At 59.0% G+C, this 23,178-nt stretch carries 26 protein-coding genes and 1 pseudogene; 7 read left to right on the forward strand and 20 right to left on the reverse strand.

Annotation, left to right across the window (positions count from 1 at the left end; translation table 11 throughout):
• Positions 1–310: 310 nt before the first annotated feature.
• From SPR02S_RS14820 to SPR02S_RS58945, 13 genes are all read right to left on the reverse strand, one after another.
• On the reverse strand, positions 311–631 hold the full coding sequence (locus SPR02S_RS14820; protein ID WP_019057758.1) for a hypothetical protein: 321 nt from the start codon (positions 629–631) through the stop codon (positions 311–313).
• A 23-nt stretch (positions 632–654) separates the two neighbouring features.
• Complete coding sequence (locus tag SPR02S_RS60140) at positions 655–1,215, reverse strand: phage tail tube protein (RefSeq protein WP_078622893.1); 561 nt, start codon at positions 1,213–1,215, stop codon at positions 655–657.
• Between the two features lie 144 nt (positions 1,216–1,359).
• Positions 1,360–1,821, reverse strand: coding sequence for a hypothetical protein (locus SPR02S_RS63065; protein ID WP_158697823.1), 462 nt, complete (start codon positions 1,819–1,821; stop codon positions 1,360–1,362).
• A 5-nt stretch (positions 1,822–1,826) separates the two neighbouring features.
• Positions 1,827–2,180: a hypothetical protein gene (locus SPR02S_RS63070; protein ID WP_158697824.1), complete on the reverse strand. Its 354-nt coding sequence runs from the start codon at positions 2,178–2,180 to the stop codon at positions 1,827–1,829.
• Positions 2,181–2,329: 149 nt separating this feature from the next.
• Positions 2,330–2,677, reverse strand: coding sequence for a hypothetical protein (locus tag SPR02S_RS63075; RefSeq protein ID WP_158697825.1), 348 nt, complete (start codon positions 2,675–2,677; stop codon positions 2,330–2,332).
• Positions 2,678–2,690: 13 nt separating this feature from the next.
• Positions 2,691–3,116, reverse strand: coding sequence for a hypothetical protein (locus SPR02S_RS63080; protein WP_158697826.1), 426 nt, complete (start codon positions 3,114–3,116; stop codon positions 2,691–2,693).
• A 132-nt stretch (positions 3,117–3,248) separates the two neighbouring features.
• On the reverse strand, positions 3,249–4,166 hold the full coding sequence (locus SPR02S_RS60145) for a phage major capsid protein (RefSeq protein WP_078622894.1): 918 nt from the start codon (positions 4,164–4,166) through the stop codon (positions 3,249–3,251).
• A 99-nt stretch (positions 4,167–4,265) separates the two neighbouring features.
• On the reverse strand, positions 4,266–4,868 hold the full coding sequence (locus tag SPR02S_RS63085) for a phage scaffolding protein (RefSeq protein ID WP_158697827.1): 603 nt from the start codon (positions 4,866–4,868) through the stop codon (positions 4,266–4,268).
• Complete coding sequence (locus tag SPR02S_RS14835) at positions 4,852–6,291, reverse strand: phage portal protein (RefSeq protein WP_078622895.1); 1,440 nt, start codon at positions 6,289–6,291, stop codon at positions 4,852–4,854. Before SPR02S_RS14835 ends, SPR02S_RS63085 begins: the two co-directional genes overlap by 17 nt.
• A 402-nt stretch (positions 6,292–6,693) precedes the next feature.
• The gene (locus SPR02S_RS14840) at positions 6,694–8,112 is read right to left on the reverse strand and encodes a phage terminase large subunit family protein (protein WP_019057761.1); all 1,419 of its coding nucleotides are present in this window, start codon (positions 8,110–8,112) and stop codon (positions 6,694–6,696) included.
• Between the two features lie 632 nt (positions 8,113–8,744).
• Complete coding sequence (locus SPR02S_RS63090) at positions 8,745–9,254, reverse strand: hypothetical protein (protein WP_158697828.1); 510 nt, start codon at positions 9,252–9,254, stop codon at positions 8,745–8,747.
• 903 nt (positions 9,255–10,157) lie between these two features.
• Positions 10,158–10,307: a hypothetical protein gene (locus tag SPR02S_RS63095; protein ID WP_019057763.1), complete on the reverse strand. Its 150-nt coding sequence runs from the start codon at positions 10,305–10,307 to the stop codon at positions 10,158–10,160.
• Between the two features lie 87 nt (positions 10,308–10,394).
• Positions 10,395–10,985, reverse strand: coding sequence for an Lsr2 family protein (locus SPR02S_RS58945; RefSeq protein ID WP_019057764.1), 591 nt, complete (start codon positions 10,983–10,985; stop codon positions 10,395–10,397).
• A gap of 796 nt (positions 10,986–11,781) precedes the next feature.
• On the opposite strand from SPR02S_RS58945, the gene SPR02S_RS14865 reads away from it, so the two are divergent.
• The 4 genes from SPR02S_RS14865 (at position 11,782) to SPR02S_RS66140 (ending at position 14,962) form a co-directional block, all read left to right on the forward strand.
• Positions 11,782–11,961: a hypothetical protein gene (locus SPR02S_RS14865; RefSeq protein WP_019057765.1), complete on the forward strand. Its 180-nt coding sequence runs from the start codon at positions 11,782–11,784 to the stop codon at positions 11,959–11,961.
• 46 nt (positions 11,962–12,007) lie between these two features.
• Positions 12,008–14,329: a bifunctional DNA primase/polymerase gene (locus tag SPR02S_RS63100; RefSeq protein ID WP_158697829.1), complete on the forward strand. Its 2,322-nt coding sequence runs from the start codon at positions 12,008–12,010 to the stop codon at positions 14,327–14,329.
• A gap of 16 nt (positions 14,330–14,345) precedes the next feature.
• Positions 14,346–14,639 carry a hypothetical protein gene (locus SPR02S_RS63105; RefSeq protein WP_158697830.1) on the forward strand — a complete coding sequence of 98 codons (294 nt, stop codon included), beginning with the start codon at positions 14,346–14,348 and terminating at the stop codon, positions 14,637–14,639.
• Between the two features lie 62 nt (positions 14,640–14,701).
• A complete protein-coding gene (locus SPR02S_RS66140; RefSeq protein WP_218006579.1) occupies positions 14,702–14,962 on the forward strand; it encodes a WhiB family transcriptional regulator in 261 nt (86 codons plus the stop codon).
• 324 nt (positions 14,963–15,286) lie between these two features.
• Here the strand turns inward: SPR02S_RS66140 and SPR02S_RS60155 are convergent, their stop codons facing one another.
• Together SPR02S_RS60155 and SPR02S_RS14880 are read right to left on the reverse strand one after the other, a co-directional pair.
• The gene (locus SPR02S_RS60155; protein WP_078622896.1) at positions 15,287–15,478 is read right to left on the reverse strand and encodes a DUF397 domain-containing protein; all 192 of its coding nucleotides are present in this window, start codon (positions 15,476–15,478) and stop codon (positions 15,287–15,289) included.
• Positions 15,479–15,480: 2 nt separating this feature from the next.
• A complete protein-coding gene (locus SPR02S_RS14880; RefSeq protein WP_026150542.1) occupies positions 15,481–16,341 on the reverse strand; it encodes a helix-turn-helix domain-containing protein in 861 nt (286 codons plus the stop codon).
• 201 nt (positions 16,342–16,542) lie between these two features.
• Between SPR02S_RS14880 and SPR02S_RS55760 the strand changes: the two genes are divergently transcribed.
• The gene (locus SPR02S_RS55760) at positions 16,543–16,977 is read left to right on the forward strand and encodes an ATP-binding protein (RefSeq protein ID WP_063746255.1); all 435 of its coding nucleotides are present in this window, start codon (positions 16,543–16,545) and stop codon (positions 16,975–16,977) included.
• A gap of 446 nt (positions 16,978–17,423) precedes the next feature.
• Here SPR02S_RS55760 and SPR02S_RS14890 read toward each other — a convergent pair whose 3' ends face one another.
• The 3 genes and pseudogenes from SPR02S_RS14890 to SPR02S_RS14900 form a co-directional block, all read right to left on the reverse strand.
• Positions 17,424–17,765, reverse strand: a complete 342-nt coding sequence (locus tag SPR02S_RS14890) for a hypothetical protein (protein ID WP_019057771.1) — start codon at positions 17,763–17,765, stop codon at positions 17,424–17,426.
• 63 nt (positions 17,766–17,828) lie between these two features.
• Positions 17,829–19,400: a recombinase family protein gene (locus SPR02S_RS14895; protein ID WP_026150543.1), complete on the reverse strand. Its 1,572-nt coding sequence runs from the start codon at positions 19,398–19,400 to the stop codon at positions 17,829–17,831.
• Between the two features lie 127 nt (positions 19,401–19,527).
• A pseudogene (locus SPR02S_RS14900) lies at positions 19,528–19,845 on the reverse strand (APC family permease); the annotation flags it as partial.
• Between the two features lie 129 nt (positions 19,846–19,974).
• Between SPR02S_RS14900 and SPR02S_RS14905 the strand changes: the two are divergent.
• Positions 19,975–20,694, forward strand: coding sequence for a TetR/AcrR family transcriptional regulator (locus SPR02S_RS14905; protein WP_019057774.1), 720 nt, complete (start codon positions 19,975–19,977; stop codon positions 20,692–20,694).
• A gap of 54 nt (positions 20,695–20,748) precedes the next feature.
• On the opposite strand, the gene SPR02S_RS14910 is transcribed toward SPR02S_RS14905, so the two are convergent.
• Entirely contained in the window at positions 20,749–22,182 is a 1,434-nt protein-coding gene (locus SPR02S_RS14910; protein ID WP_026150544.1) for an FG-GAP repeat domain-containing protein, read from the reverse strand.
• A gap of 168 nt (positions 22,183–22,350) precedes the next feature.
• Between SPR02S_RS14910 and SPR02S_RS14915 the strand changes: the two genes are divergently transcribed.
• Positions 22,351–22,743 (forward strand): VOC family protein, encoded by a 393-nt coding sequence (locus SPR02S_RS14915; RefSeq protein ID WP_019057776.1) that lies wholly within the window; start codon positions 22,351–22,353, stop codon positions 22,741–22,743.
• A gap of 34 nt (positions 22,744–22,777) precedes the next feature.
• Here the strand turns inward: SPR02S_RS14915 and SPR02S_RS14920 are convergent, their stop codons facing one another.
• A complete protein-coding gene (locus tag SPR02S_RS14920; RefSeq protein ID WP_019057777.1) occupies positions 22,778–23,080 on the reverse strand; it encodes a DUF4235 domain-containing protein in 303 nt (100 codons plus the stop codon).
• Between the last annotated feature and the right edge of the window lie 98 nt (positions 23,081–23,178).

Raw genomic sequence — 23,178 nt, forward strand, 5'->3', positions numbered from 1 at the left:
GTGTCTCCGCTCTACGCAGTTTCGAATTCGATCCACGGAGCACCAATAGCGCGGGCTTCAGCTTCGGACTTCTCACCGGCAATCGCGGTTACGTCATCAAATACTGGTGTGGTGGTGTTCTCGTGTTCCTCCGAGGTCATCTCGGCTTGGGCTCTTACTGCCCCTTGATAACAAGCAAGTTTGAATGCGAGCCTGAAGAACTTCAGGCAATCCATCTCTAGATAGTCGTCAACACGATGGAAGGCGGATAGATCCGATTCAATAGCGTCGAGGTATTCGAGGACTCCTTCAACTTCCCAGGCTCGCAGTACTAGTTTTTTGCGCTTTCCTTGACAGCCGGGAAAGCGCGGTCAATGCACTGCTCCATGATCTGGCCCATAAGCTCATCGGTAAGTCCGTCGAAGTCCAATAACTTGTCGTAAGCGTCCTTACCTAACATGTCCTCTAATAGCTGTAGAGCTGCGAACATGTCGTTGCCACTACGCTTGGATTCGTTCATGAACTTAAGAGCGACCTTGAACGGCGCTTTAGCCGGGATGGTGTACTCGACACCATCGAGCGAGAAGAGCGGAATACGCTCTCCCGCTTCAACATCGCTCTTAAGCTGAACCATCTTGATTTCCTTGCTCATTGGTTTACTCCCTTAGGTATTGATTAGTTAGCCTGGTCGATGACCTTGAATGAACCTGTTGAACTGTCCACGTAGTGCGCGGTGAAAGTGACACTGAATACGCTTTGATCATCTTTCTTATAAGAGAACACAACGGCGTCTGTTGATAGGACACGACGAGCAATTAGCTTGCGCTTCTTACCGGCCCCATTAGGTGCCCACCCATCAAGGAGAATGGCGCGGTATGTAGGCTGAGTAGCGCTTGACTGGAAGTTAGGCTCGTAGGTGTTATCAGAAGCACCGGTTGCATAAGTACCGTCGTTAAGGGCGTAGAAAAGGTTCTGTAGGGTTGGCTCAGCAAGCTGGGTCTTGATAGTGAAAGCACGGCTTACGAGACGGCTACCAGGAACATCAACAATCTGGTCGACCTCCATTGCCTTGTATTCCTGGGCAATAGAAACCTCAGCACCACCAAGGGTTCCGCCGAGGTCTGTCCATACGCCGGATGCTGGGGTGGCAGTAGCAGAAGTGGGCTCGGCAGCACCAAATGCGCCGATGTATAGGGTTGCTGGACCCTGGACTAAGTTGGAGACGTTTACGCTCATAGTTTTGAACCTCTGTTTCAGTAGTAAGCGCCATATAGGCTTTCTTCGTTGTGTGAATTCCTTGACTGACGCTTCGGCGTTCGTCGCCTCCACTACTGGGTCAAGGTCCATATCCCCGACCAATAGCCGGGGTAGGTTTAGTGATTAGTTGGCCGGTAGCTGGACCCAAGAAATCTGAAGGTCGAGCACGTAATGGGCCATGAATTGCTCGTCTGAAGGTGCACGCGTCGGGTCTTGGATAAGCCACGCGCTGAGCACCTTGACCGGGAGAGACCCGAGAGAAGCGGGGAGAGTAAGCCCGATATTGACGGACTTCGAGGAGTCATAGCAGGCGTCACTAATCAACTCTGCTATCTGGTTTGCCTGATTCCACGGGGGGTTCTGCGCATTACGGTCCTGCCGTGCTGCCCACACGTGGCAGGTAATGACGTTGCTGCGTAGCTTGAGAAACGGGTCGACTACCGCCCCGGTCTTCTCCACCTGCACGATTCCCGTTGTGTACCAAGTGGTGTGGTCCTCGGGCACAGTCGTCGCTACTTGAGTCAGCCCTAAGGACTTGAGCCAGGCAACGGCTACGGATTCGGTTCCCGCATATGAGTTGGCCATCAGGATCACCGGGCCTTATAGAGAGACTTACGCATAAAGTGCGAGCCCTCATATCCGGGATGCTCAACCATATTGACCGGGTGTCGTGCGCCGGCCCACCACAAGGCACCCTTACCGTTTGGCCTGATGGTGTGTGGTCGGGTGCCGACCTCTACGTAATAGGCATAGTCAACGGTCTTGGCTCCGATACGAGCGGATGTACCGTCGACTTCCCAAGCTAGGTCGGCCATCAGGCGACCGGTCTTCTTAGGGCACAGCACAACCATGTCGTTGTAGACCTGTTCGGCTAACTTGCCGATATAGGTCTCAATCTGGGGTTCTAACTTCTCTACCCAATCGGGTTCGAATTGGATGCGCATAGGGTCTCTCCTCAAATAAAAACGGCATGCGGGTAGGGGTGACCTACTAGCGCATACCGGCATAGTTCGAGGTAGACCCCTGACTCTCTACGAGTAGGTTTCTGGTTATTCGTTTAGTAACCCCTCCCCGGTTTTCCCAGGGAGAGGTTCTAAGAGCGCTTGAGGTCGATATGCATAGGCACATGCCCGATAGCGTTGTTAGGGAAATAGACGTCCATGACAATCCATGTCAGTCCGGTTCGCTCATCACGGATACGGTTGTTATCGGTGACGAGAGCCGCGTACTTGGTCGAGAGTCGGCAGACACCGTCTCGGATGACGCGAGGGTTTGTTGTCACCTCGCCATATGCGGCATTGATGGTCTCGGTAATCGAGGCCGGGATACCAGTAGCAGAACCGTTGTCGGCGACATTATCCGAGTCGACCGGGTCGCCCCATTGGTCGGTATCGGTAGTGCTTGCGAGAATGGTAATGGTGGTATTGGTCCTGATGATCATTTTACCACCGTCCTTAGTTCCCGTAGAGGTCATCTAAAGGTCGCCATCCGTCGCGCCTGTCATCAACTTCGACGCTTGTTGTATTGAGGGTTTGAGTCTCGTAAGAAGCGCGACCACCCATAGGGCGGATATAGACGCTACGGTTACGCATCCATGACAGTCGGGCGATAGCCATCTTTGCCAGCGGAGCTAATACCGCCGACTGGATATTGCCGATAACCCATGACATGCCGTCTTGGGTAGCCGACGTTACGTCGATAACCGAGAATACGTCGGGGTGGGTATCCATCCATGCGGCTTGATAAGCCACGGCTAGTTTGAGATGCCTCAGGTTGCGGCTGGCAATGAAAGTATCTGAACCCTCGGTAGTGCCAGCGAACATCTCGACGAGATATTGAGCTTGGCTTACCTGAGATTCAGTAACGGTTGTACCCGTCATGTTGAGTACGTCAGTAGTTGTTGCCCAACTCACTTCGCACCACCTTTCTTCAGTAGCAGAAGACCGATGGGGAAGGTTAGGGAGAGGGCTCAATGAGAAGCCTGAGAACCTTCCCCATCGGAGTACGAGGGATTAGGCAGTCTTCTCAAGAACGGAGAAACCGTTCGGGTGAGCTACACCGAATGCCTTACGGACCTTGAGCTTTAAGGCTGTCTGGTCTGTGCTGTCGTGAGCGCGCGCTGTATCGATAAGGGCACGAGGGCTTAGACGGTCACCGCGAACAAGAAGATCGGTGTTGCCACAGAAGATCAGGATTGGGTTACCGGCAGGCGCAGCACTAACGGTTGGAGAGGTCTTGGCTCCGAGACTCCATGCAACGGGAACTCCGAAGAGGGTGTCTGGGGTTCCAGCTAGACCCTGAACGAATACAGGCATGTTGTTATCGTCCTTAGTCTGACGGAACGATGCGCGGAACGTTGGGTGAGCAATCACAAGAGAATTAGACATATCCCAGAATTGGCCAGTCTCGACCAGGCCTAGGGTTCCTGAGAACTTGTCGTAAGCCGCTGATGCGGTGCCGTTCCACGCTAGGTAGTTGGCATCTGCTGAGTAAGCGGAAGTTACGCCAGAACCGTTGGTGCGGATTGTCTTGTAAACAGAGTTGAACGGAGTACCTGAGCTACCGTCTCCAGCACCTGTGACCGCTAAGCATGCGTTGTCGAAAACGTCCGCATAGTTGGCAGCCCAATCGGTTGCCTTGACGTTGATGGTGTTGATGACTGAGTCAGCATCGGCTAAGTCGTCCTCGGCAACGATGAACTGACCGGTGAAAGGCTGAGAGTCAAGCAAGATGTAGTCGTTAGATGAAGAGTCAGAAACGTAAGTTCCACCAACGCCAACGGTTAGTCCGCCAGAGCGAAGAACACGCATAGTGTCACTGCCCATGTTCTCGCCACGAGCGTAACCCTCTACGGCTGAACGGGACTGGACACGCTGAATAGCTGTTGAACTCCACTCGATGGGAATCCAGTTTGAAATTGATGCAGCCATAGTGAGGCTCCTTCGTAATTAGAGAATTCGATAGATCGCCTCCCTCGGCATGCTTGGGGCTTTTGAACACGGCCCACATCGTGTGGCTAACACGGGAAGTTAGATGAGGCCCTTACTGAAGCGCTCTCGAATCTTGTCTTCCCAGGACTGCGTATCAGCTGAGTTAGAAGTAGTCTTCTTACCGGCACCAACAACGCTGGCATCGGTGGTCTTCATGCGTTCACGCTTGAAGAACTCCGGATAGTCTTCCTTGAGATCTGCGATCTGTTCGGTAAGACCTTCTAGGCCGTCCTCGTCGAAGGTAATCTCGGAGGTGTCGAGGAACTTCAATACCGCGTTCACCCTCTTGGGGTTCACTCCGGCATTCACTAGTTCCGCGTAGATGGCGACGCCCTTAGATAGTCCCGTTTGCTCGGACTGCCTGAGATCCGCTGTGTAATCGCGGGTATCGTCGGCAGACGTAGATGTGCCTCCTGAAGCTGCGGTAATTTTCTCGCCCGTCTTGGGGTTGATACCGGCCTCGCGTAGCCAACGCTTACGAGATGCAGCTTCCGCGGAAGCCTTATTCTCTTTCGATACGAGTGCTTCCCACTCGTCTTTAGAGGGCGCCGACCACTCTTCGGTGGTTGTGTCGTCGTCGAAGTCGTTCTCGTCGTCATCGTTCTCGATAACGTCGGTATCGTCGTTAAGCGGCTTGCTCATTGTTTGTTACTCCCTGGGTTTGGTCCGCGCTCTGCGGTACTTGGTTGGGTTGTTCTGTATTGGCTTGCTCACCAGCGGCGGCTAGCCAAGCATCGATATCGGTTGCCAGGTATCCGGCTTCAGCGAAGGCAACGTCCTTAGGCACACCAAGAGAGATCTTGAGCGCGATGGTCTGCCAGCCTGCGAGGTCATCGACATGACGCGCTGGCATCCACGTCACGGTTACGTCCGCGTCCTCATCGAGGATCTGTAAGGCGAACTGATAGGCACGGCGGTGAGTCGACCCGAAGAGCTTCTGTAAGGACTCCACACGGGCATACAGGGGCTCGTTAGCTTCCCTGCGGCTCTCGCCTGAGATGGCATCCCCCGTGCTGTCAAACGCGTGCATGGGGATTCCCGTAACCTGCGCCATGGCCTTGATATAGCGGTCGAGAGGCTTCAGGAAGTTGTCCGGGTTAGCCGCGTCGAACTGTCCGACTTCCTTGTAACCCTGGAGATTCCAAAGGGCGTTGGGGGAAGCGTCTAGCTGGCTCTCTCCGGCCGTCTCCGGGTCCCACCCATCGGTGGGGTGTTCCTCGTCGAAGTCGTTGCCCTGAGGGCCGCTGAGGTCCGCCGACGGGTCCACCAGGGCGTAGCGCTGGGGGAAGCTCTGATACTCGACCGTGGCGAGATGGCTGGTGATCAACTTGTTGATCGCGAGCTGAGGACCGTACGCGTTGACGTGCAGCGGGACGCCGTACGGGCGGGCAGTCCTGTAGTGGAAGAACGGCACTTGGCCGAAGGGGTTCGGGATGAGTGCCGGCGAGCCGTCACCGCTGTACGGAACCCACTTGGCGCGCTTGGGGTCCTGGGGCACCTTGCCCTGGTGGACGTAGCGCTCTACCCGGTCGGGGTAGTAGAGGTTCGCGCGGACTACGAGAGTCTGTTTGGCGCCCTCTTCCCAGCTCTGAATGGCTCGGGCTTTGGCGTTGGGGTCTTCCTCCCCGTAGAACACGCGGACCGTCAGAGGGTCCTTACAGCGCATCGTGACGCCCGTGGGATCGCCACTCTCATCCGTGGCGGGCCACACCATGAGGTAGCTGTCTCCGTACTTGCACGCGTCCAGCAGCAGCACGGGAAACTCTTCACTGAGGTCGTTCAGGTCGCTCAGGTCATCGAGGACGACGTCAAGTGAGTTGTCCTCGGTGGTTACCGAGTTGAGGTGGAGTTTGTCTACGAGTGCATCAACAGCGATATGCGCAAAGTTGAAGCTCGGCAGGTTATGCAGATTGAAGCGGGCCAGTAAGCGGGCTACCGCAGTACTGGAGTATTCCTCTTCAACGCATCCGGCATAGAACGCGTCTGCGCGTTCATAGTCGGGCCGTGCTTTGATCAGCGCCATATAGTCGCCATGTAAGTCAGGATTAGCTGTTGCATCACTCATGGGGTTACCTCACGTTTTCTCGGTTACTCTGACCTCCTCGTTTGTGATTGCCGTACTTGGCTACCGGGGTCATATTGGTTTGGTTTAGTTTGGTTGCCGTACTCGGCATACAAGGGATGTGAAACCAGCCAAGTAGCAGCAGGTGAGGGCATACCTAAGGTCGACTCGGCTGGTCGATATGAGGTGGGGTGGGTGCTCCGCCTACGGGAATATCAAAGCGTCTTCGTATAGATTCACGCGGGAATATGTGGAAAGGATCATCCGCGTTACACCGGCTGAAAGGAGGAAGGACCGGCGCTCTGTACTAGCTGATTCGACCGTAGGCGGAGCGGGATATGGATATACCAATCCCCACAGTGAATATTATAGGTCACATATCCGAAGTCGTAGGGGGCAAGTCGATTAGCGAGGGTGCTTCATGTTCATAGCGGCCTTAATGCGTTGTTCCGGCTTGATCCAACGCAATACCGCGTTGCCCGTGGCGTCGACCTGGTCGTCAAACAAACCCTTAGGGAATTGCATCATCTCTTGCTCAAGGCTATGCAGCGGCTCGGCATGCACGACGCGAGGCGGAACCGACTGATAGAGCGCGAGCAAGCGGGATGCTCGCTCTTTCTTGTTCACGCTGTTGTGTACCGGCTTCACCCTTACCGGCATGTCGTGCAATACCTCTTCCCAGAGGTCCCCACCCTGGTTGGTCTCCACCAAAATGCAATTGACCTCCGGGAAAGCCTGCATAGTGGCCAAGACATAGTCGCGGAGTTCCGCACCCTTGAGCTTCACCTGACTGGAGAACTTCACCAGGGCTCGGCGGTACGGCTCGCTCGTTACCCCCACTACGGCAATTCCCGTATAGTCCGAGGTCTTCTTAGTCGTTACCGCGCCGTCGATAGACAGGTAGGTATTCGAGCACTGGAACGTGCCATACGTGAAATCGGATGCGGACCAGTATTCGGAGTCGACAGCCTTGGGGTCGTTCAACATGTTCTTTGCGAACTCGCGTGTATGGCGGCGAGCCTTCATGCCGTCGAGATCGAAGATAGGGTTTCCGGGCCAGATGGAACGGTCCGTACCATCGCCGTTGTCAAGGATGGGTAAGTGGTGGTGCACCTTGAAGGACTCTTCCTTCACCCAATCCATATCTTCACCCTTGGCGGCCCGCACCAAGTCATGCACGATACTGCCGAGCATGGTCACGGTCCCCGTGAGCACCACATTCGCGGTATAGCTCAGAGGCAAGATGGCGTCGGTAAGCGTGTTGAGCCGTCCAGCCTTCTGATAGAGGCTGTAGTTCGCCTCATCGGGCTCGATATCGTCCAAGAGAATAGTGTCCGGACGTCGCTGGTCCACCTTCATTCCAAGGCTTTGGGAATCGATACCGCGAGCCATGAACACGAAGCCGTTACCGCAGCGGCGATACCCCGTGGAATCCCCCTCCGGGGAGTTCTTCGAGAAGTTCTTGCGCTTACACAGATCTGGGAAGTCCTGCCGTAGCAGGTCGTTGTTGTTCAGCTCGTTACGGAAACTCTTCAGGTGTAGCTGAGCCTGCGTATCCGAGTTGGCGAACGCTGCCGTGAAGTGGCTGTATCCATATGCCGCCCACCAGAGAGGCAAGATGAGATACCACCACGTCGATTTGCCAAGGTTACGAGGGGCAATGAACGCATGCCTGTTCTCGGCCGTCCTCTTGGCTCCGGGACGGGCCCATTGGCGGGCCAGTTCTGCCCACTCCTCGTGAGCCTCAGCAAAGGTAATCTCGCCGGTATCCGGGTTGGATACATGGTGCGTGAGATAGATAACCGCGAAGAGAAGCGGGTCCATACGGCATAGGGCACGGCGATAGTCTGGGCTTGTCCTGAGGGCTTCGGGGTCTACCCCCTCTAGTAATCGGGCTAATGTCGGGTCCATCGGTATCCCTTTCTCGGGTGCTGTGTCGCCTCCCTTCGGTTTGGGTTAGGTCGGACATATGGGCGACTTTTATGTTTTTGAAAGTGGGTAAAAATTAGAGAGGCCTCAGTGCCGTAAATGATCATGAGGCCACTTCTATGTGTGTGCATATGAGCCAGCGCTTAGGCCTGCGGCCAGCCACGGCGGGCGGCATAAGCCCTGGTCAGGGGCCTGAAAGAAACTTTCAGCGCTGTCCGGGGAGGGAGGCTCAAAACCGTACCCACGGTCTTGCCCACGTGCCCGGCGAGGGTTTTGCATAGTTATTCATTGGTAGCCTAAGGCAACTACTTGAGCTTAACTAAAGTCGTCCTCGGGGTTATCTGTAATGGGTACGACGTGATACCCAAGCTCAGATAGGCGCATAAGCAATTCAAACGTGAAGTGTTGTGCACCAGACGAACGACTATGCAGCGGGTATCCATTACCAATCGGGTGGTTGGATACCGCGTCATATACGTCACAGATAACCGAATAGATATGAGGGTCGATATCGGTAGCGTGCATGACTAGCTCACCAACTCGGCTTGAAGCTTGGCGTTCTTGGCTTCCATCTGCTCTACCAGGCTGGCCAACGCAGTATCAGCCGGGGTTGTGTGGGTTACCTCGGTCTGTGTCTGGAAGGGCTTGTAAGCGCCAGTGAGGCGCGCTCGTGAGTCCAGTAGCTTACGCATCTCGGCAGTAGCTTCGAGCGTGCGCTTGGTGTCGACGGCTACCGTGCCGTTGCTGGCATAGACCAGCTTGCCGTATTGGTAGAGCGGTTCATCGTTCTCGATGATTGCCCATACCTTCTTAATCAGCATATCGAGTTGCTCTAATTGCTTACGCCTTTCCACGTCTGCTAACGGAGTAAGGCGGTTCTCTAATTCCTCGCGGACATAGTTAGTGATAGTCGGTGTGGTTACGCCTAATTCATCTGCGCAATCCTGTAAGGTATATCCCTTCATGCGCATCTCGAATGCACGCAATACTTTATCCGCACGCTTTAATTGCTGTGTTGAACGTGAGCGGTTATTCATTAATACTCCTTTGATTACCTAAGGCAACCATCCACATATGTAGCCACTAATATAGCTGAACTTAGTTGGGGGTAGATAGCGCTTTAAAAGATCTTGAAAGTTTTTACGAAATCCGCTTGACACTTTCAAAACAGCGGGGTACTGCCCATTATCCCACGCGAATACCAGTTGACAGTGGGCAACTCATATGACCTCGAATCCTCGATATGGAGGCTTCATAAGTGCGATAGGTATCCGCGCATGTGTGGTTAGGGATCACTACCAGGTGCGCACATGTAGGGGCTCTGTAGATCACTAGGCCCAATCACCACATGTAGGGCTAGCGTGGAGTCCATGACTGAAGATCGTGAGTACACCGCAGCAGAAATACCCACCTACGAGATACCGCCGTGCCAACGGTGCGGTAGCCAGCAATCCCTAGACAGTTGGGTCCGGTCGAATCCGGGAAGCTCAGCAGAGCCTGTGTACCTCCCTGGCCTGACCGTGTGCCCCAAGCCCACGTGCACCCGCAACACGGGCGGCTAGCCTCCCCCAGCTCGGTGCCGTCCGGCGCCTGGTGCTCTCCGACCCGTCCTTCAAAGGCTTGGTCCTGGTGCTCGTCGACGCCCTACGCGCGCGTGAGGGACGGGTCCTCGCCGGCCCGCCCCTCGTCCCACGTCAGAGCGGCAGACCGTAGCGCCAGCCGAGAGCGCGCGCCACACCGAGCACAAGTACCAGGACGACCGGGCCGAGCGTGCCCACAGGAAGCCGTAGGTGGGCCCCTGAGCCCCTCCCGCCGTCCGCCTGGCCCAACTCCCCACCCTCGCCCGGTAATCAATCCACAGAGCCCCCTGAGGGCATAGAGAAACCCCCTCAGGTCGCCAGTCTCGCGACGACCCTTGGGGGTTCTCGGTATTGCTACGGCTAGTTGTTCCTGGCCTTGAAGTATGCGTATACCTCTGACCAGTCGGCCTCTTCTAGCGTCTTGCTGGCCAGTTCGCTCTTATCCCCGAGCCACCTCTTGGCCGCTTGCGTGAAGTCCTCTATGTCATCCAGCGGGAGTCCGTCTCCCACTTGAGTCCATAGCGATCCTTCACGCTCCCTCTGCAAGTTCCGGAATACCGACCGGGTAGCCGGAGACTCGCGCTTGGGGGTACCGCTTCAGACCGGCTTGGGGTCCGTGGGGTTCTGCTGGACATACAGCGTCTCGTGCTCACCCTTGACCCGACCCCGGGTGTTGGCCAGCACGCCGTACTCAGGGCGGTTGGCTTCGAGCCAGGCCTTGACCCTGCGGTTCCACTCCGTGAGCTTCGGGTTAGGGCTACTGGCCGACGATGCAGCGGCCGGACGGCTGGCCGGTACGGACACCACGCGCTCACGGGACTTGGCAGCGAACGGCTTGAGAGCGGTCATGAGCTTCTTGAGCGAGGCAGGCGAGAGGTCGATCTCACGGGCTTCGTAGTCGGTGTAGCCAACGACCTTGAGCTTGTCTGAGCCATCCTCGTTCTTCTCAGGCTCGCCGTCCTCCCCGATGACGACCTCTTCGCGCTCGGCGTCAACCGGCACCAGGAGGTTGACCGTCACGGTTCCCTCAGCGGGCTTCTCGGTCAGGTCGTCGACATACTCCTTACGCCAGTACGTGACGTGAGTGCCGACACCAGGAACCTCTACCGGTACCCGGTCGATACCGTCCGGAGCCTTGTCGTAGGTCTCTTCGGTCATCTCGATGAGCTGTACTGCCTTGACTGCCATGGTCTCTCCCAAGTCCCTCGGCTGATCTTGCGTCCCCCGGTCCGGGGGGCCGGCACTGTACGCATACCCCGGGGCTGTGTCCACCCCGGATACCTACAGGGGCAACCTATCCCACGTAGGCCTACCCGGTAGGGCATACCCCGGTATCACAACCACATCGGGTGACCCTGTAGCTATGTCCGCCCTCACGGGTAGGTAGGGAATACCTAAGCCCGCATATCCGCTTGCCGGGTATCGGTATCCTGGATAACCGCAGAGGCGGATAGCATCGAAACTGTGGACCTAAAGGATATGTAAGTGTGGACCTACTGTGGACTGTGGACCTGTGGACCAGGTCCACACTTGGTCTGTGGCGCTCACCTACACAGCTCCCTTAGAGCATTTGATGTTTTAACATTCATTCTCTATATTATTGCAGGTCAGAGCGTTATAGGTAAGCAATAGATAAGCGTGGACTTTTTTCTCCCCGCTCGGGCGCCACAGCCCTAGGTGTGGACCTCGGTCCACAGAGGTCCACACTTTGAAGAGGTCCACACCCCCCGAAGTGTGGACCTCATAAGCCCCCACTAAGTTGCGGAAAGTCACTGCGGATACCCGTGCGACAATCAATAGCGGGCCATTGCGAGGATATGTAAGTGACTTCTAAGCACTGTCAACCACGGTTGACGAGTTGCCCACCGTCACTCAACCAATCCATGAGATAATGGATTCATACACAGAAACCGCCCAGCGTGGCGGGATTTATTTTCGCCATATCCCGTACACGCACCGTAGTACGTAAGGAGAACAACCGACCATGATGGTACCCAAGAGTTTCCGTATGCAGGACTGGCTAGCCCGAGCCTTCCATGATGCAGCTATCGAGCAAGGCTTACAGGATGGCGAGTTATTACGCCGTCTCGTGACCAAGCACTTGGAAGACCGTGGCTGCAAACTGTCCGACTACATGTTCAATATCAATGGCGCCCGCCACTAACACCCACCCACCAACGACCCGATGACGGGTCAGAAGGAGTCATCCAATGGCTATCAACATGATCCCTGCGTTAGACAACACCACCAATATTGATCCCCACCCAACACGCACCCCGTACCCCTTGGCCCGAAAGCTCTACCAGGGCATCGAGTGGGGTAGCCCTATCCCACTGCCCCATGGACGCAAGTTCTCTCCGCCTACAGGCGTTACCGGCAAGATGGGGACCGACGCATCCGAGGAACTACAGCAGCAGTTAGACGAGAAATACCCCAATGGTGAGATTGCCGTTCGTCTGGCTCCGCAGGTAGGCGCCCTCGATGTGGACACCTATGCAGACAAGACCGGATACGACGACCTCTTAGAGTTGCAACGGGTATTAGGCGCCCTCCCTCGCGGACCCATCTCCAGTAAGCGAGCCAACCCGGAGCACAATGGGAAGCGCCTGTTCGTTATTCCGGAAGACAAAGACTGGCATGACGTATCCGAGAGCATCGAGATTGTCCACCATGGGTGGCGTTACGTCGTCGCCCACCCGTCCGTCATCGACGGCCTACAAGAGCAGTGGTGGTATCCGAACCTCTATGACAGCGGATACCACATCGAGGGGCGCGTTCCCTCCCTTGCCGAGATTCCAATACTCCCCGATGCCTGGATAGAGCGCTTCTGCAAGGGCGAGTCTCAGTATCGTGACAACAGTGTCCCGCCTGAATATGCTGCGGCTTGGCTTGAGTCCCTGCACGAAGGGGCCGCATGTGCCCGCGTAATCAAGGCTATTGAGAGCACGGACTTCACTGTCAGCGGGCATGACAACATGCTTCGCACCCAAACCCATCTGTTGAGGTTAGGGCAGGAAGGGCATATGGGAATCCTCGCGGCTCTCGATACCGTGGAGTCTCTGTTCCTCGATCAGGTACGCGACCGTCGTAGGGATCAGGAGACGATCGTAAGGGAGTGGAATAGGGCCTATGACTCCGCTCTCGCCGTCGAAGCCAATACCCCCGTGCGCCGCAAATGCGCCTGCCACGTAAGCCTGAGGGCACTTACCAGTGACGACAAAGAGCCTGGCATCCTGCCAGAAGAGTTCTGGTCGGCGCGTCCCTCTCTGGCCCATGTACGGCAGGCAGCACATGCCCGCCGACGTTCCGGCGAAGCCGCATTAGCCGGGTTGTTCGCCCGTTTCGGAGCCATGGTCAACCCGGACGTGAAGATTGATACGGGTATCGGCGACCCGCTTTCATTGAATGCCTTCGCCGCTCTTATCGGTCCATCAGGCTCGGGTAAGTCCGCCTCCAAATCCATTCCCAAGCGTCTCGTACCAACCGGCACGTTCTCTACGTTCGGTGAGCGTGAGTATGTAGGGCTCGGTTCCGGTGAGGGAATGATTGAGGCCTACTTGGATTTTGTCCAGGTCGAAACCGGCGAAGTGAAGAAGAACGGTGACCCTGTAGTGGTCACCGCAAAGAGGCAGGTTCACAGTAACGTTCTGTTCTATCTCGACGAGGGTGAGTCTCTGACAACTCTCCTCGGCCGTAACGGCAGCACTTTGGGTGCCACTATCCGTTCCGCTTGGATGGGCGAGAAGCTAGGGCAGATGAATGCCCAGAAGGAGACTACCCGCACCCTTACTGAGGGCAAGTACTCAATGGGGTTCATCGTGGGACTTCAATATGAAGCGTGCACCAGGCTTATGGAGGATGCCGCCTATGGAACCCCACACCGATTCTACTTCTCTCGTGTGACTGACCCCAATCAGCCGGACGAACGAGCGGCAGAACCCGGAGTACTTCCGGTCAATCCGGTACAGGTGGCGAATAAAGGTAGCGGCTTCACTGTCGTATCCAGTATCACGGACAGGCTTGACGCAAACGACTTGGCCCGCCAACGCGGCCAACTCAAGGTGAACAAGCTCAATACCCATGAGCCTGCCATGCGGGCCAAGCTATCGGCATTCATTGCGGCATTGGACGGTCGCACCCTCGTTACCGAGGAGGATTGGGAGCTATCCGGCCACATGTGGAAAGTATCCTGCGAAGTCCGCGACGACGTCATGTCGTATCTCAAGGATAAGCAGGCGGCCGAGATCTCCGCAAAGACTCAGATCTATGTAGAGCGGGAGATGCGTATTGATGAAGCCAAGCAAGAGAAAGACGAGGAAGCAAACAAGGTCCTCATGCTGGCCAAGCGCATTGGCCGTTGGGTTCATGACGCTAAGGAGGGCATCTCTAAGCGTGATGTTGGCCAGAAGATCAAGGGTCCTGACCGTAAGTTGCGAGACCAGGCTATCGAGCTTGGCGAGAATCGCGGTTGGTTCTATTGCAAAGAGGATGGTCGAACATTATTGCCGGGCGATTCCCGCCCTTCGGAATAACCAGAGAGGATACGAGATGGAAAAGAGCCGGACATTCCGACAGTTCGTTATTAGTTTCCGAGGCGAGCCCAACCAATTGGGCGATCTGGCCGCCGACTACACCTTGGATTGGAAAGACGGGTTCCGTCCAGTGCGACTAACCCCACTTAACCTGTATCAGCGGTTAGAGAAACACGGCGCCTGTAGCGGCGCGTTTGAAGCCGTAACCAACGCTGCGGAGAGGTGGTGTGCCGAAACCGGCAACCGCAAACCTGAGAGGGAACTACGGGAATACATCACTGAGCCAGAAGTTTTCGACAACTTCGAGTAGAAAGATTGAAGGTATGAGATATGGAGGACGATTTAAGACCCGAACCCTTAACCAACCATTGGATGCACAGGGCCGCTTGTATCAGGTCCGACCCCGAGATTTGGTTTCCCGATGCGGAGGCAGGTAAGGATGCGGCGTATGCCGCAGCGTCTATCTGTTTCAATGAGTGCCCTGTACGTCTTGAGTGTTTACGGCGGGCCTGTCGACTCAAAGACGATTACGGCATATTCGCTGGCCTAGGTCCGGGCCTGCGTCGAGATTACGACTACGACTACGACCGGCTATCCAAGATGGGTAACCGATACCGGAAGTCTCTGAAGTAACCAAGGGCAATCAATATTGACCCTGCCTTAACACAGTCACGCTGCGGGATAAGCAGCACCAGTAACCACCGGGAAGAGGTGATACCTAATCAAGACTTTTGAAGGGAATACCTATCATGTTTGCTTGCCAGCGTTGTACCCAAGAGTTCGAGACCCCATGTGATGGCGACATGTGGGTTGATGTAATCGGAGATATCGTCATTAGCTTATGCGGTCACTGCGTCGAGGACATTGCCAAGACCCCAGTTCGCTAAGAGATAGCCGCATGAGAAAGCCCCGGTACCTAATCGGTATCCGGGGCTTCTCTACGTCTGGGGTTACCCGTTACATCGAGTCGACGAACGCTCCCCAGGCTTCCCGAGAGAAGACCAGGGCCGGACCCGTAGGCGCCTTGCTGTCTCGTACCGGCACGATTCCAGGAACGTTGGCGGATTCAACGCAGCTATTGTTGTCACCGCTATAGCTGGACTTGTACCAGTCGAAGCCAGTAGCGGAAGCGTTAGAGATGGCAGACATAGTCAGTCCGTTCCTGAGATGTGCTGTTTGATGATGGACAGGCTTTGCTCAACCGGCAGAGCTTCAGAGTTGAGACGCCGGAACAGAGCAGTATAAAACTCTACTTGACTCGGATCTTCATAGTAGACGATGGACATTAGGTCGTCTCTGTACACAATGTCGGTCTCAACTGGCTCCGGAAAGCTCATGATGCCGAACGGGCCATAGAGGGCGGTATTGATAGCCGCACTTGAGGGCAGAATCTGAATTTGGATATTGGTTTCCCTTGCGAGGGCTAGCAGCGACTCCAACTGATCCCCCATCACATCCTTACCCATGTCCGCCTTTAAAGCCGCTTCAGCGATAACAGCCCATAGCCTCAAAGGGGTTGAGCGGGCAAAGGTCTGCCGACGCTGACCGCGCACCTTTACCTGAGCCGCAACGTCGGCATCCGCCTTGCCCGGATTCTGGGTACGGACAACTGCCTCTGTATAGGCGGGAGTCTGTAGCAAGCCCGGGATGAGAGCAGTCTCGACTAGATACAGGTCTGAGGCATGCCACTCAAGGTCAATCAAGTCGCTGTAAGCGGAGTTCAAGGAACCCTCGTACTGCGACCACCAGCCGCGCTCACGGCCGTTCCGGGCGAGATCCTGATAGTGGGCACGGCGCGCCTGGTCAGTAACCCCATAGAAGTCCAGCAGTGCTCGAAGATCGAGCGACCTGATACCCGAGTGTGCCGCCTCTATGCGGCTGATCTTCGACTCCGCACAGTCCAGGGCTTCAGCGGCTTGGGCAAGGGTTTTGCCTGCCGCGCCTCTGGCTTCCTTGAGCATGCGGCTGAGCCGTCGTTGCCTGACGGTCGGATTCTTGCTGCTGACCGGCACGTTCGTGCCCCTCCTCGTTGGCGTCTGGTCTCAGTCTGCCGTGCGGCTCCACCGCGCACAATCACGTTGAGTCACCCCCAAGGTGGGGGACTTGCACCTTGGGGTGCCAAGCCCTCACTCTAGGGATTGTTCCGTGAATGAGAGACGGGCTTGACACGGCGTCAAGTGGTCTGAGTGGCCAGGCTGGTTGGAGAGGTGATCATGGACGCATTCGAATCGGATCGATCTAGGTACCCAACTCACAGTGCCTATGTGAAAGCGGCGCGTGATCACGTCCGCAGAGTCGCGACGAGTTGGGGCTTGGTCGACTCGGTCGTCTCGGATCTCGCCCTACTCGCCTCCGAGCTGGCCACGAACGTGGTGCTTCACGTCGGGCAGTCGAACGGGCAGGAATTCGGCGTGATGCTCCACCTGTCGCCGGACAACGTCCGGCTGGAAGTCCGGGATACCGGCCCCGGAATGGTGAGCGTCCAGGACCCGTCAGCCGATGAGACAACGGGGCGGGGGTTGCTCATGGTCGACGCGCTTGCCGACAGGTGGGGGATCGTCACCCAGGTGCTAGGCAAAATCGTGTTTGCGGAAATCTGTCTCGTGAAGCCAAGTCCCCCTAATCGCAAGGGGGTTAGCCGTGTCTGACGGCTCTGAACAGGACTGGCTCTCGGCGGAATGCAGCGTGGCCAGGCAACCCGGTTACACGTCCCTGCACCTGGAATGCCGACAGACGGCAGACATACCGCTCCCGAGTGGCGGGGGAATCCTCCTGGTCCGCCGTTGCCCCTGTACCTGCCACGTGATCGCTCCCAACCGCAAGCCACCAGCACCCCGGTACCTCCGCCCGGTCAAACCGCTCACTGAAGCCTGAGCCGTCTGCCCCACGAACGGGGCCGCATGGTGACCAACCCGCGTTAGGGTCACGCGAAGCTCTGAGAGCGCCCGAGAGGGCCCCACAGACGAGAGCCCCAAGGTTCCCCCGCCTTGGGGCTCTCTTGCGTCCTGGTGGCCGTACAGCCGCTCTCAGGACCGGACATGAGGAAAGCCCCGCCGGACCAACCGGCGGGGCTCTCAGGGCCGTACAGGGGCTGTCAGGACCCCAGGGTCTCGAACCAAGCTCGTGCGCTCATGCCGTCGATGATCGCGTCTGTGCCGTCCCATTCAATGTCTTCCGCAGTCAGGGTGAGTCCTGCCTTTACGGCTTTCTCAATGACCGCGTCCAGCAGGTCACGGTGCCCCTGGGGGTACAACAGCCGGACGCCATAGGCGCCTTCACTGATATCAAGCGTCTCGTCGATGTGCCGGTTACGACGTTCCCTCGCGTGCTGGAGACAGGCCACGTTGAATACCTCAGCAACAGACGCGTTGTCAGGTCCGTCGACCTCATAAACGTACGTGCTGCCCTTTGTGCCGTTGGCGATTACCTGCCACATGTCGCTTTGTCCCTTCTCGCGTTCGTCGACTCTAGCTCTTTGCTGCCTCTGATGTGTCCGCTTTCATGCCGTCAGCTCTACCGACAGTTTTGCCACGTCGTTGAGTTCAGGACCAAACACGATGGTTGACAGCGTCGAATTGGCATCCTTGCCCTTGATCTGGTCGCGCACTTCCCAACCGCAGCGCCAGTAAAGGACGTCTTGACCGCGACGCATCTTGATGCGCCATTTCAGCATCTCTTCCCGACGCTCCTGGGGCTTGCCCTCAGTCGACGCCCACCATTGGGCGAACGTCTGGCCCGTTTCGCGCCACTCCCATGTGGCTTTCTTCTGGGGTTCGTTGCTGAGTTTCTCGTGTGCCGTGGCCGTCTCAGTCATCATCGCAGCGAACTCTGCGGCAGTGTGGCGCCCTGCCTTGAACTCTGCGTTGAGTTGGTCCATACGTCCCTGCAACACAGCCAGTTCGACAGCCGACCGATCATCGGACAACTTCACCTTTTCCAAAATGGTGAACGTGCCCAGTTGCTTGAGGAACACGTGCTCCACCTCTCGCATGATTTGGTCAGCCGGATACGACTGTCCAACACACCGGGGAATGCCCAGGGGTTTGTTCCCCTGGCACCGGAACCGCGCTACTCGGGTCCCATGCTCTTTCATGTAGTAGAGCGGCTGCTCACAGCCTGCGCAGAACAGCACCCCTAGGAGGGCGCTGGTGCGCTTGGGTCCCTGAGTGAATTTGATTGTCTCGATCACGCTTTGGAGTTCATCGAATTTTTCCGAGGTGATGACCGGAACGGAGAGCAGGATCGGCGTCCCGTCGGGGTTGCGCTCGATAGTGCCGTCTGCCCGGACGTATTCCCCGAGAAGATTTCGGTTAGTCAGCATTTTCTGCACTGCGGTTGCGGACCACTTGGAGCCGCGCGGTTTGGCTTTATCTCCGCTGAGTCGGGTGTTCGACGTACCTGCCTTGCTCGCGCGGATTCGGGCAATGTCCTGAGACGTTGGTACGCCGTTTGCGTCTAGCCATTCAGCGACGACGTCGAACGATTTCACCTCTAGGAACTTGTCGATCATCTTGAGAAGCCATGGTCCGTAGGTGGGGCAGAGTTCCAGTGTGTACCCGTCACCATCCGAAGCCAGTACGGCAATTCGCCCGAACGGCACCAGGCCCCCGGGCCAACGCCCTTGAGCGCGCATCGTGGCGCGTGAGTTGCCGATGCGCTCTTTGATCATCTCTAGTTCTGCCTCTGCCAGAACGGCGAGAATTTTTGCGATGGTGCGGCCCCACGGTTTCGAGAGGTCGAAGCCCTCTTCCACAGATACGAGGGACTTTCCGTGTTCGTCGCACCAGTCGAGCAAGTTCGACAAGTCGCGTACGGACCGAACGATGCGGTCGAGTTTGTAGACGTAGAGAACGTCCCACAGATCGACGTTTTCCTTGAGCCACTTGCCGAGTTGGGGTCGGTCCCACGGACTGAGGGAGGCGGACACGTCGATATCAACTGCCCAATCGACAAACTCCAGCTCGTCCGCAATAACTCGGTTCTCGATCTTCCTGCGCTGGGTGTCTTCACCAGTCTGGTTCACGTTGCCGACGCTGAGTCGGACCACCCCGAGTGCTCGTTTGATGATCATGCTGCCCCTCCGACTGGTGGGGCTCTGAGGTCCCTCCCTCTAGTCGCGTGACCACCAGTAGGAGTAACCCCCCGAAGTGGGGCATTATTCCCGATCTTGCTGGTCAGGCGGTGCGAGGAAACTTCAAGAGCGTCGCGACGATGTTCACCCAGCCGACCAGGAAGCCGAGCCACGGAGTGAGTGAACGGCCCACCCACACATAGCCGTTGCCCGCGTTCGGCTCGACCTTGTTCAGCCGGGAGTAGGCGCCCGCGATGCCCAGGATCGGCAGGAACGCGATCAGCATGATGGCCGGCAGATGCAGCCCGACCACCCCGGCGGTCACGCCCAGACCGATGCCGATGCTGGTGGTCGCGGCCGTGCTGGAGGCGGCGATGGCGACGCCGTCCAGCAGACCGAGGGATTTGCGCAGTGCGGGCCCCGACGGGGGTGGCGTGTCGTTCATGGCGTGCTCTCCGCTCGCACCGGGGGGCCCGAACGGCCCCGGTGAACGCACATGAAACTGCCCGCGCCCTTAACAGGTCAACGGTGTTGTCATAAGGTGCGGGCACAGGAGCAGCGAGGAGGTCGTCGTATGAGTGAGCGTGTCGTCCCGGCCGCCGACCGGCGGCGCAGGCGCCCCACCAAACAGGGCGTCGTCCTGTCCGAGGAGCTGATCGTCGAGACCGCGCTGCGGCTGATCGAGGAGCACGGCACCGAGGCCCTGTCCGTGCGCCGCCTCGGCCGCGCCCTCGGCGCCGACCCCAGCTCCCTGTACCGCTACTTCCGGCATACCGACGACCTGATGCTGGCCGTCGCGGACGAACTGATCGGCCGGACGCTGCGCACCTGGCGGCCCAGCGGCGACTGGCTCGCCGACCTGCGGGATCTCGGCCTGCGCGTGCACGCCGGAGCGCTCGCGCATCCACGGGCGGCGGTGCTCAGCTCGTACCGGGTGACCGGGCGGGTGTACGAGATCCAGGCCGTGGAGGCGATCCTCGGGGTGCTGCGCGGGGCCGGGTTCCCGGACGTGGAGGCGGTGCGGATCTACCACGCCTATGTCGACCAGGCCCTCGCGTTCGGTGCCCTCGACTCCGCGAACACGGCGCTGCCGCAGCCGGCCCGCGAGGCGGAGGCGGCCGTATGGCAGGCGACGTACGCGCGGCTGCCCGCCGACACGCATCCGCACATCGCGGCCACGGCCCGCCATCTCGTGGCCACCATGCGGCACAGCTCCTACCCGGCCGCCCTGGATCTGCTGCTCAGCGCGGCGGCGGCGCGGCTCGCCGAGATCCGTGCGGCGGGGGAGGGCTGAGACTTCTCTCGGCGAGCGGCGCCAGGCTTCCTGTAGGCGGCGCGCGGCTTCCGACTAGGAGTGCGGGGCGAAGGCCGTCGTCGTGAAGGTCGCCCTGTTCGCGTTCGTCGTGCCGTCGGTGATCCACCAGCGGGTGGGGAGCTTGCCGTAGGTGCCGAACTTCGCGTCCGCGCCCCAGTTCAGGATCAGTTCGTCCTTGCCGTCGCCGTTGAAGTCGGCGGCCCCCGCGGGGCGGGCGTGCCGCCATGTCGCCGGGATCTTCTTGCCGTCCGCCGTGGCGGGTCCTTCGCGCAGGACGGTGGTCCGCCGGGTGCCGTCGATGAGGGTGGCGCCCTCGTACGTGGCGACGAGGACGCCGTCACTGCCGTCGCCGTCCGGGTCGGCGGACACGTAGCCACCGGGCCCGTACTGGGTGCGCGCGGACTTCGGCGCCTCGGGGAGCCGGTAGGTCACCGGTGCGCCGCCGCCGGGATACACGGCGAGCGAGCCGTCGACATCGGCCGGCTCGGTCTCGAAGCCGGGTTCGTCGTTACGGCTGCCGTCGTCGCCGACCGCCACATCGCGCTGCCCGTCGCCGTCGAAGTCGCCGAATGTGTGGGCGTTGCCGCTCCTCAACTGCCGCCCGGTGGATGAGAGTTGCGAACCTCGGCGGGCCGTGTAGAGCGTGTTGCCGGACTGTTCCCCGTCGCTCACCGCGTGCATCAGGAGCGAGGTCGCGCGGGGTGTGCCGGACGGGGCGATGGCGTCGGCGGTGAGATCGCCGTCCGCCCAGGGGAGGCTCGTGTCGGTGCGGGCGGGGGCGCCCGAGCGCGTGAAGGGGCCGTACATCACCACCAGGGACGAGTGGTTGTACGCGAACCCGGCGAGGTCGTGGTGCCCGTCGCCGTCGAAGTCGCCGCGCACCAGGGACTGGACGCCCAACTTCGTTGCGCTCTGCGGCAGTTGGATCTGGGTGGCGGAGGTCTTTCCCTTCGGTCCGCCGGGGCCGCCCCACGCGATGTACGGGACGGTGCGCGGGGCGACGACGTTGTTGTCCGACGTCATCGCGCCCTGGACGGTGGTGACGAAGTCCGGGAAACCGTCGCCGTCCAGATCGGCGGTGGTGAGGTCGGCGGCGGACAACGAGCCCTTCGGGGCGAGGAGTTGCCTGCCGGGTTCGGGCAGGCCCAGGTCGGCGCGGCCGTAGACCGTGCGTGTCGACGGGTCGAGGCCCTTGGCCGATCCGTAGACCACACCCACCCGTTCGTCGGCGGCGCCGTCATCGCCGCCGACGATGATCGGCACCACGAGGTCGCGGTGCCCGTCGCCGTTGATGTCGTCGGGGTCCTTGGAACCCTTGCCCGGAGCGGGAGTTCGGCTCGCGGCGGCCGTCGTCGGTTCTCCCGAGGAGGGCGACGACTCGTGGGCGGTGGTGCCGCTGCCGCATCCGCTGAGCGGAGCGAGCGCGGTGCAGACGGCGAGGGTCACTACGGCGATACGAGGCTTCACCCGTCTCACTCTTACATCCCGCGTCCCACCCGAACCAGGGGAGCCGTGCGGTTGTTGCGCGTTCGTTGACCGACGCCGGTCGTCGGCATCAACTGGCCGAACCGGGATATCCGTTGGGTGCGTGGCAACCGGAATCGCCCCTTGCGCGCCTGAATCCTCGGAGGACCCATGGCACTCGTGAACGCTGGCTTCGTGGTGCTCGACGCGCTGGAGCCGGAGAAACTCGCCGTGTTCTACACGGAGTTGCTCGACGGCGAGCAGACCGACATCACGCTCGACCAGGTGGAGATCAGGGGTGCCGACGGGACCCGGCTGGCGTTCCGCCGCGACCTCGGCGCCACCCCGCCGAGCTGGCCGCGCGCCGAGAACAACCAACAGGTCCACCTGGACTTCCTTGTGGAGGACCTGGACGAGGCGGAGCGCAGGATCGTCGGCCTCGGCGGACGGCCGCTGGAGACCAAGGACATGCCGGGCCCGTACGAGGAGCGCGTGTACGCGGACCCGGCGGGCCACTCCTTCACGCTGCGCCCGGTGCCGCCGACGGTCGCCGACCAGGGCTGAGGAAGCTCACCCCCGGACCCTGTTCCCAACTGCCCTACTCCCGGCCGCTCTTGTCCTTCGCCGGCCAGATCCCGGTGGAGCGTTCGATGGCCTTCGCGCCGGTGCGGTCCGCCGCGCTGCGCGCCACCGCGAAGAGGGCGCCCTGGAGCGCGGCGGCGAGCAGGATCTCGGCCCAGCCACGGTCTCGGTCCAGCGGGTCGGGGGCATTGTCCTCGTGCCGTACCGCCTTCCACGTGGCGCGGAAGGCACGGCCGGCGAGGGCGCCGCTCACCAGGCCCAGGACGAGGCCGACGGGCTGGTAGACGAGGGGGAGTTTCTTCTTCTTGGTCTTGGCCACGCGGATCTCCTTCTGCGGACGGGCGGGTCGGAACGGACGGCACGGGTCGGGTTGGGCCGGGAGGGGTCGGGATGGGTCGGATCCCCGACGGTGCCACC

This window comes from Streptomyces prunicolor NBRC 13075, from assembly GCF_000367365.1.
Lineage (GTDB): Bacteria > Actinomycetota > Actinomycetes > Streptomycetales > Streptomycetaceae > Streptomyces > Streptomyces prunicolor.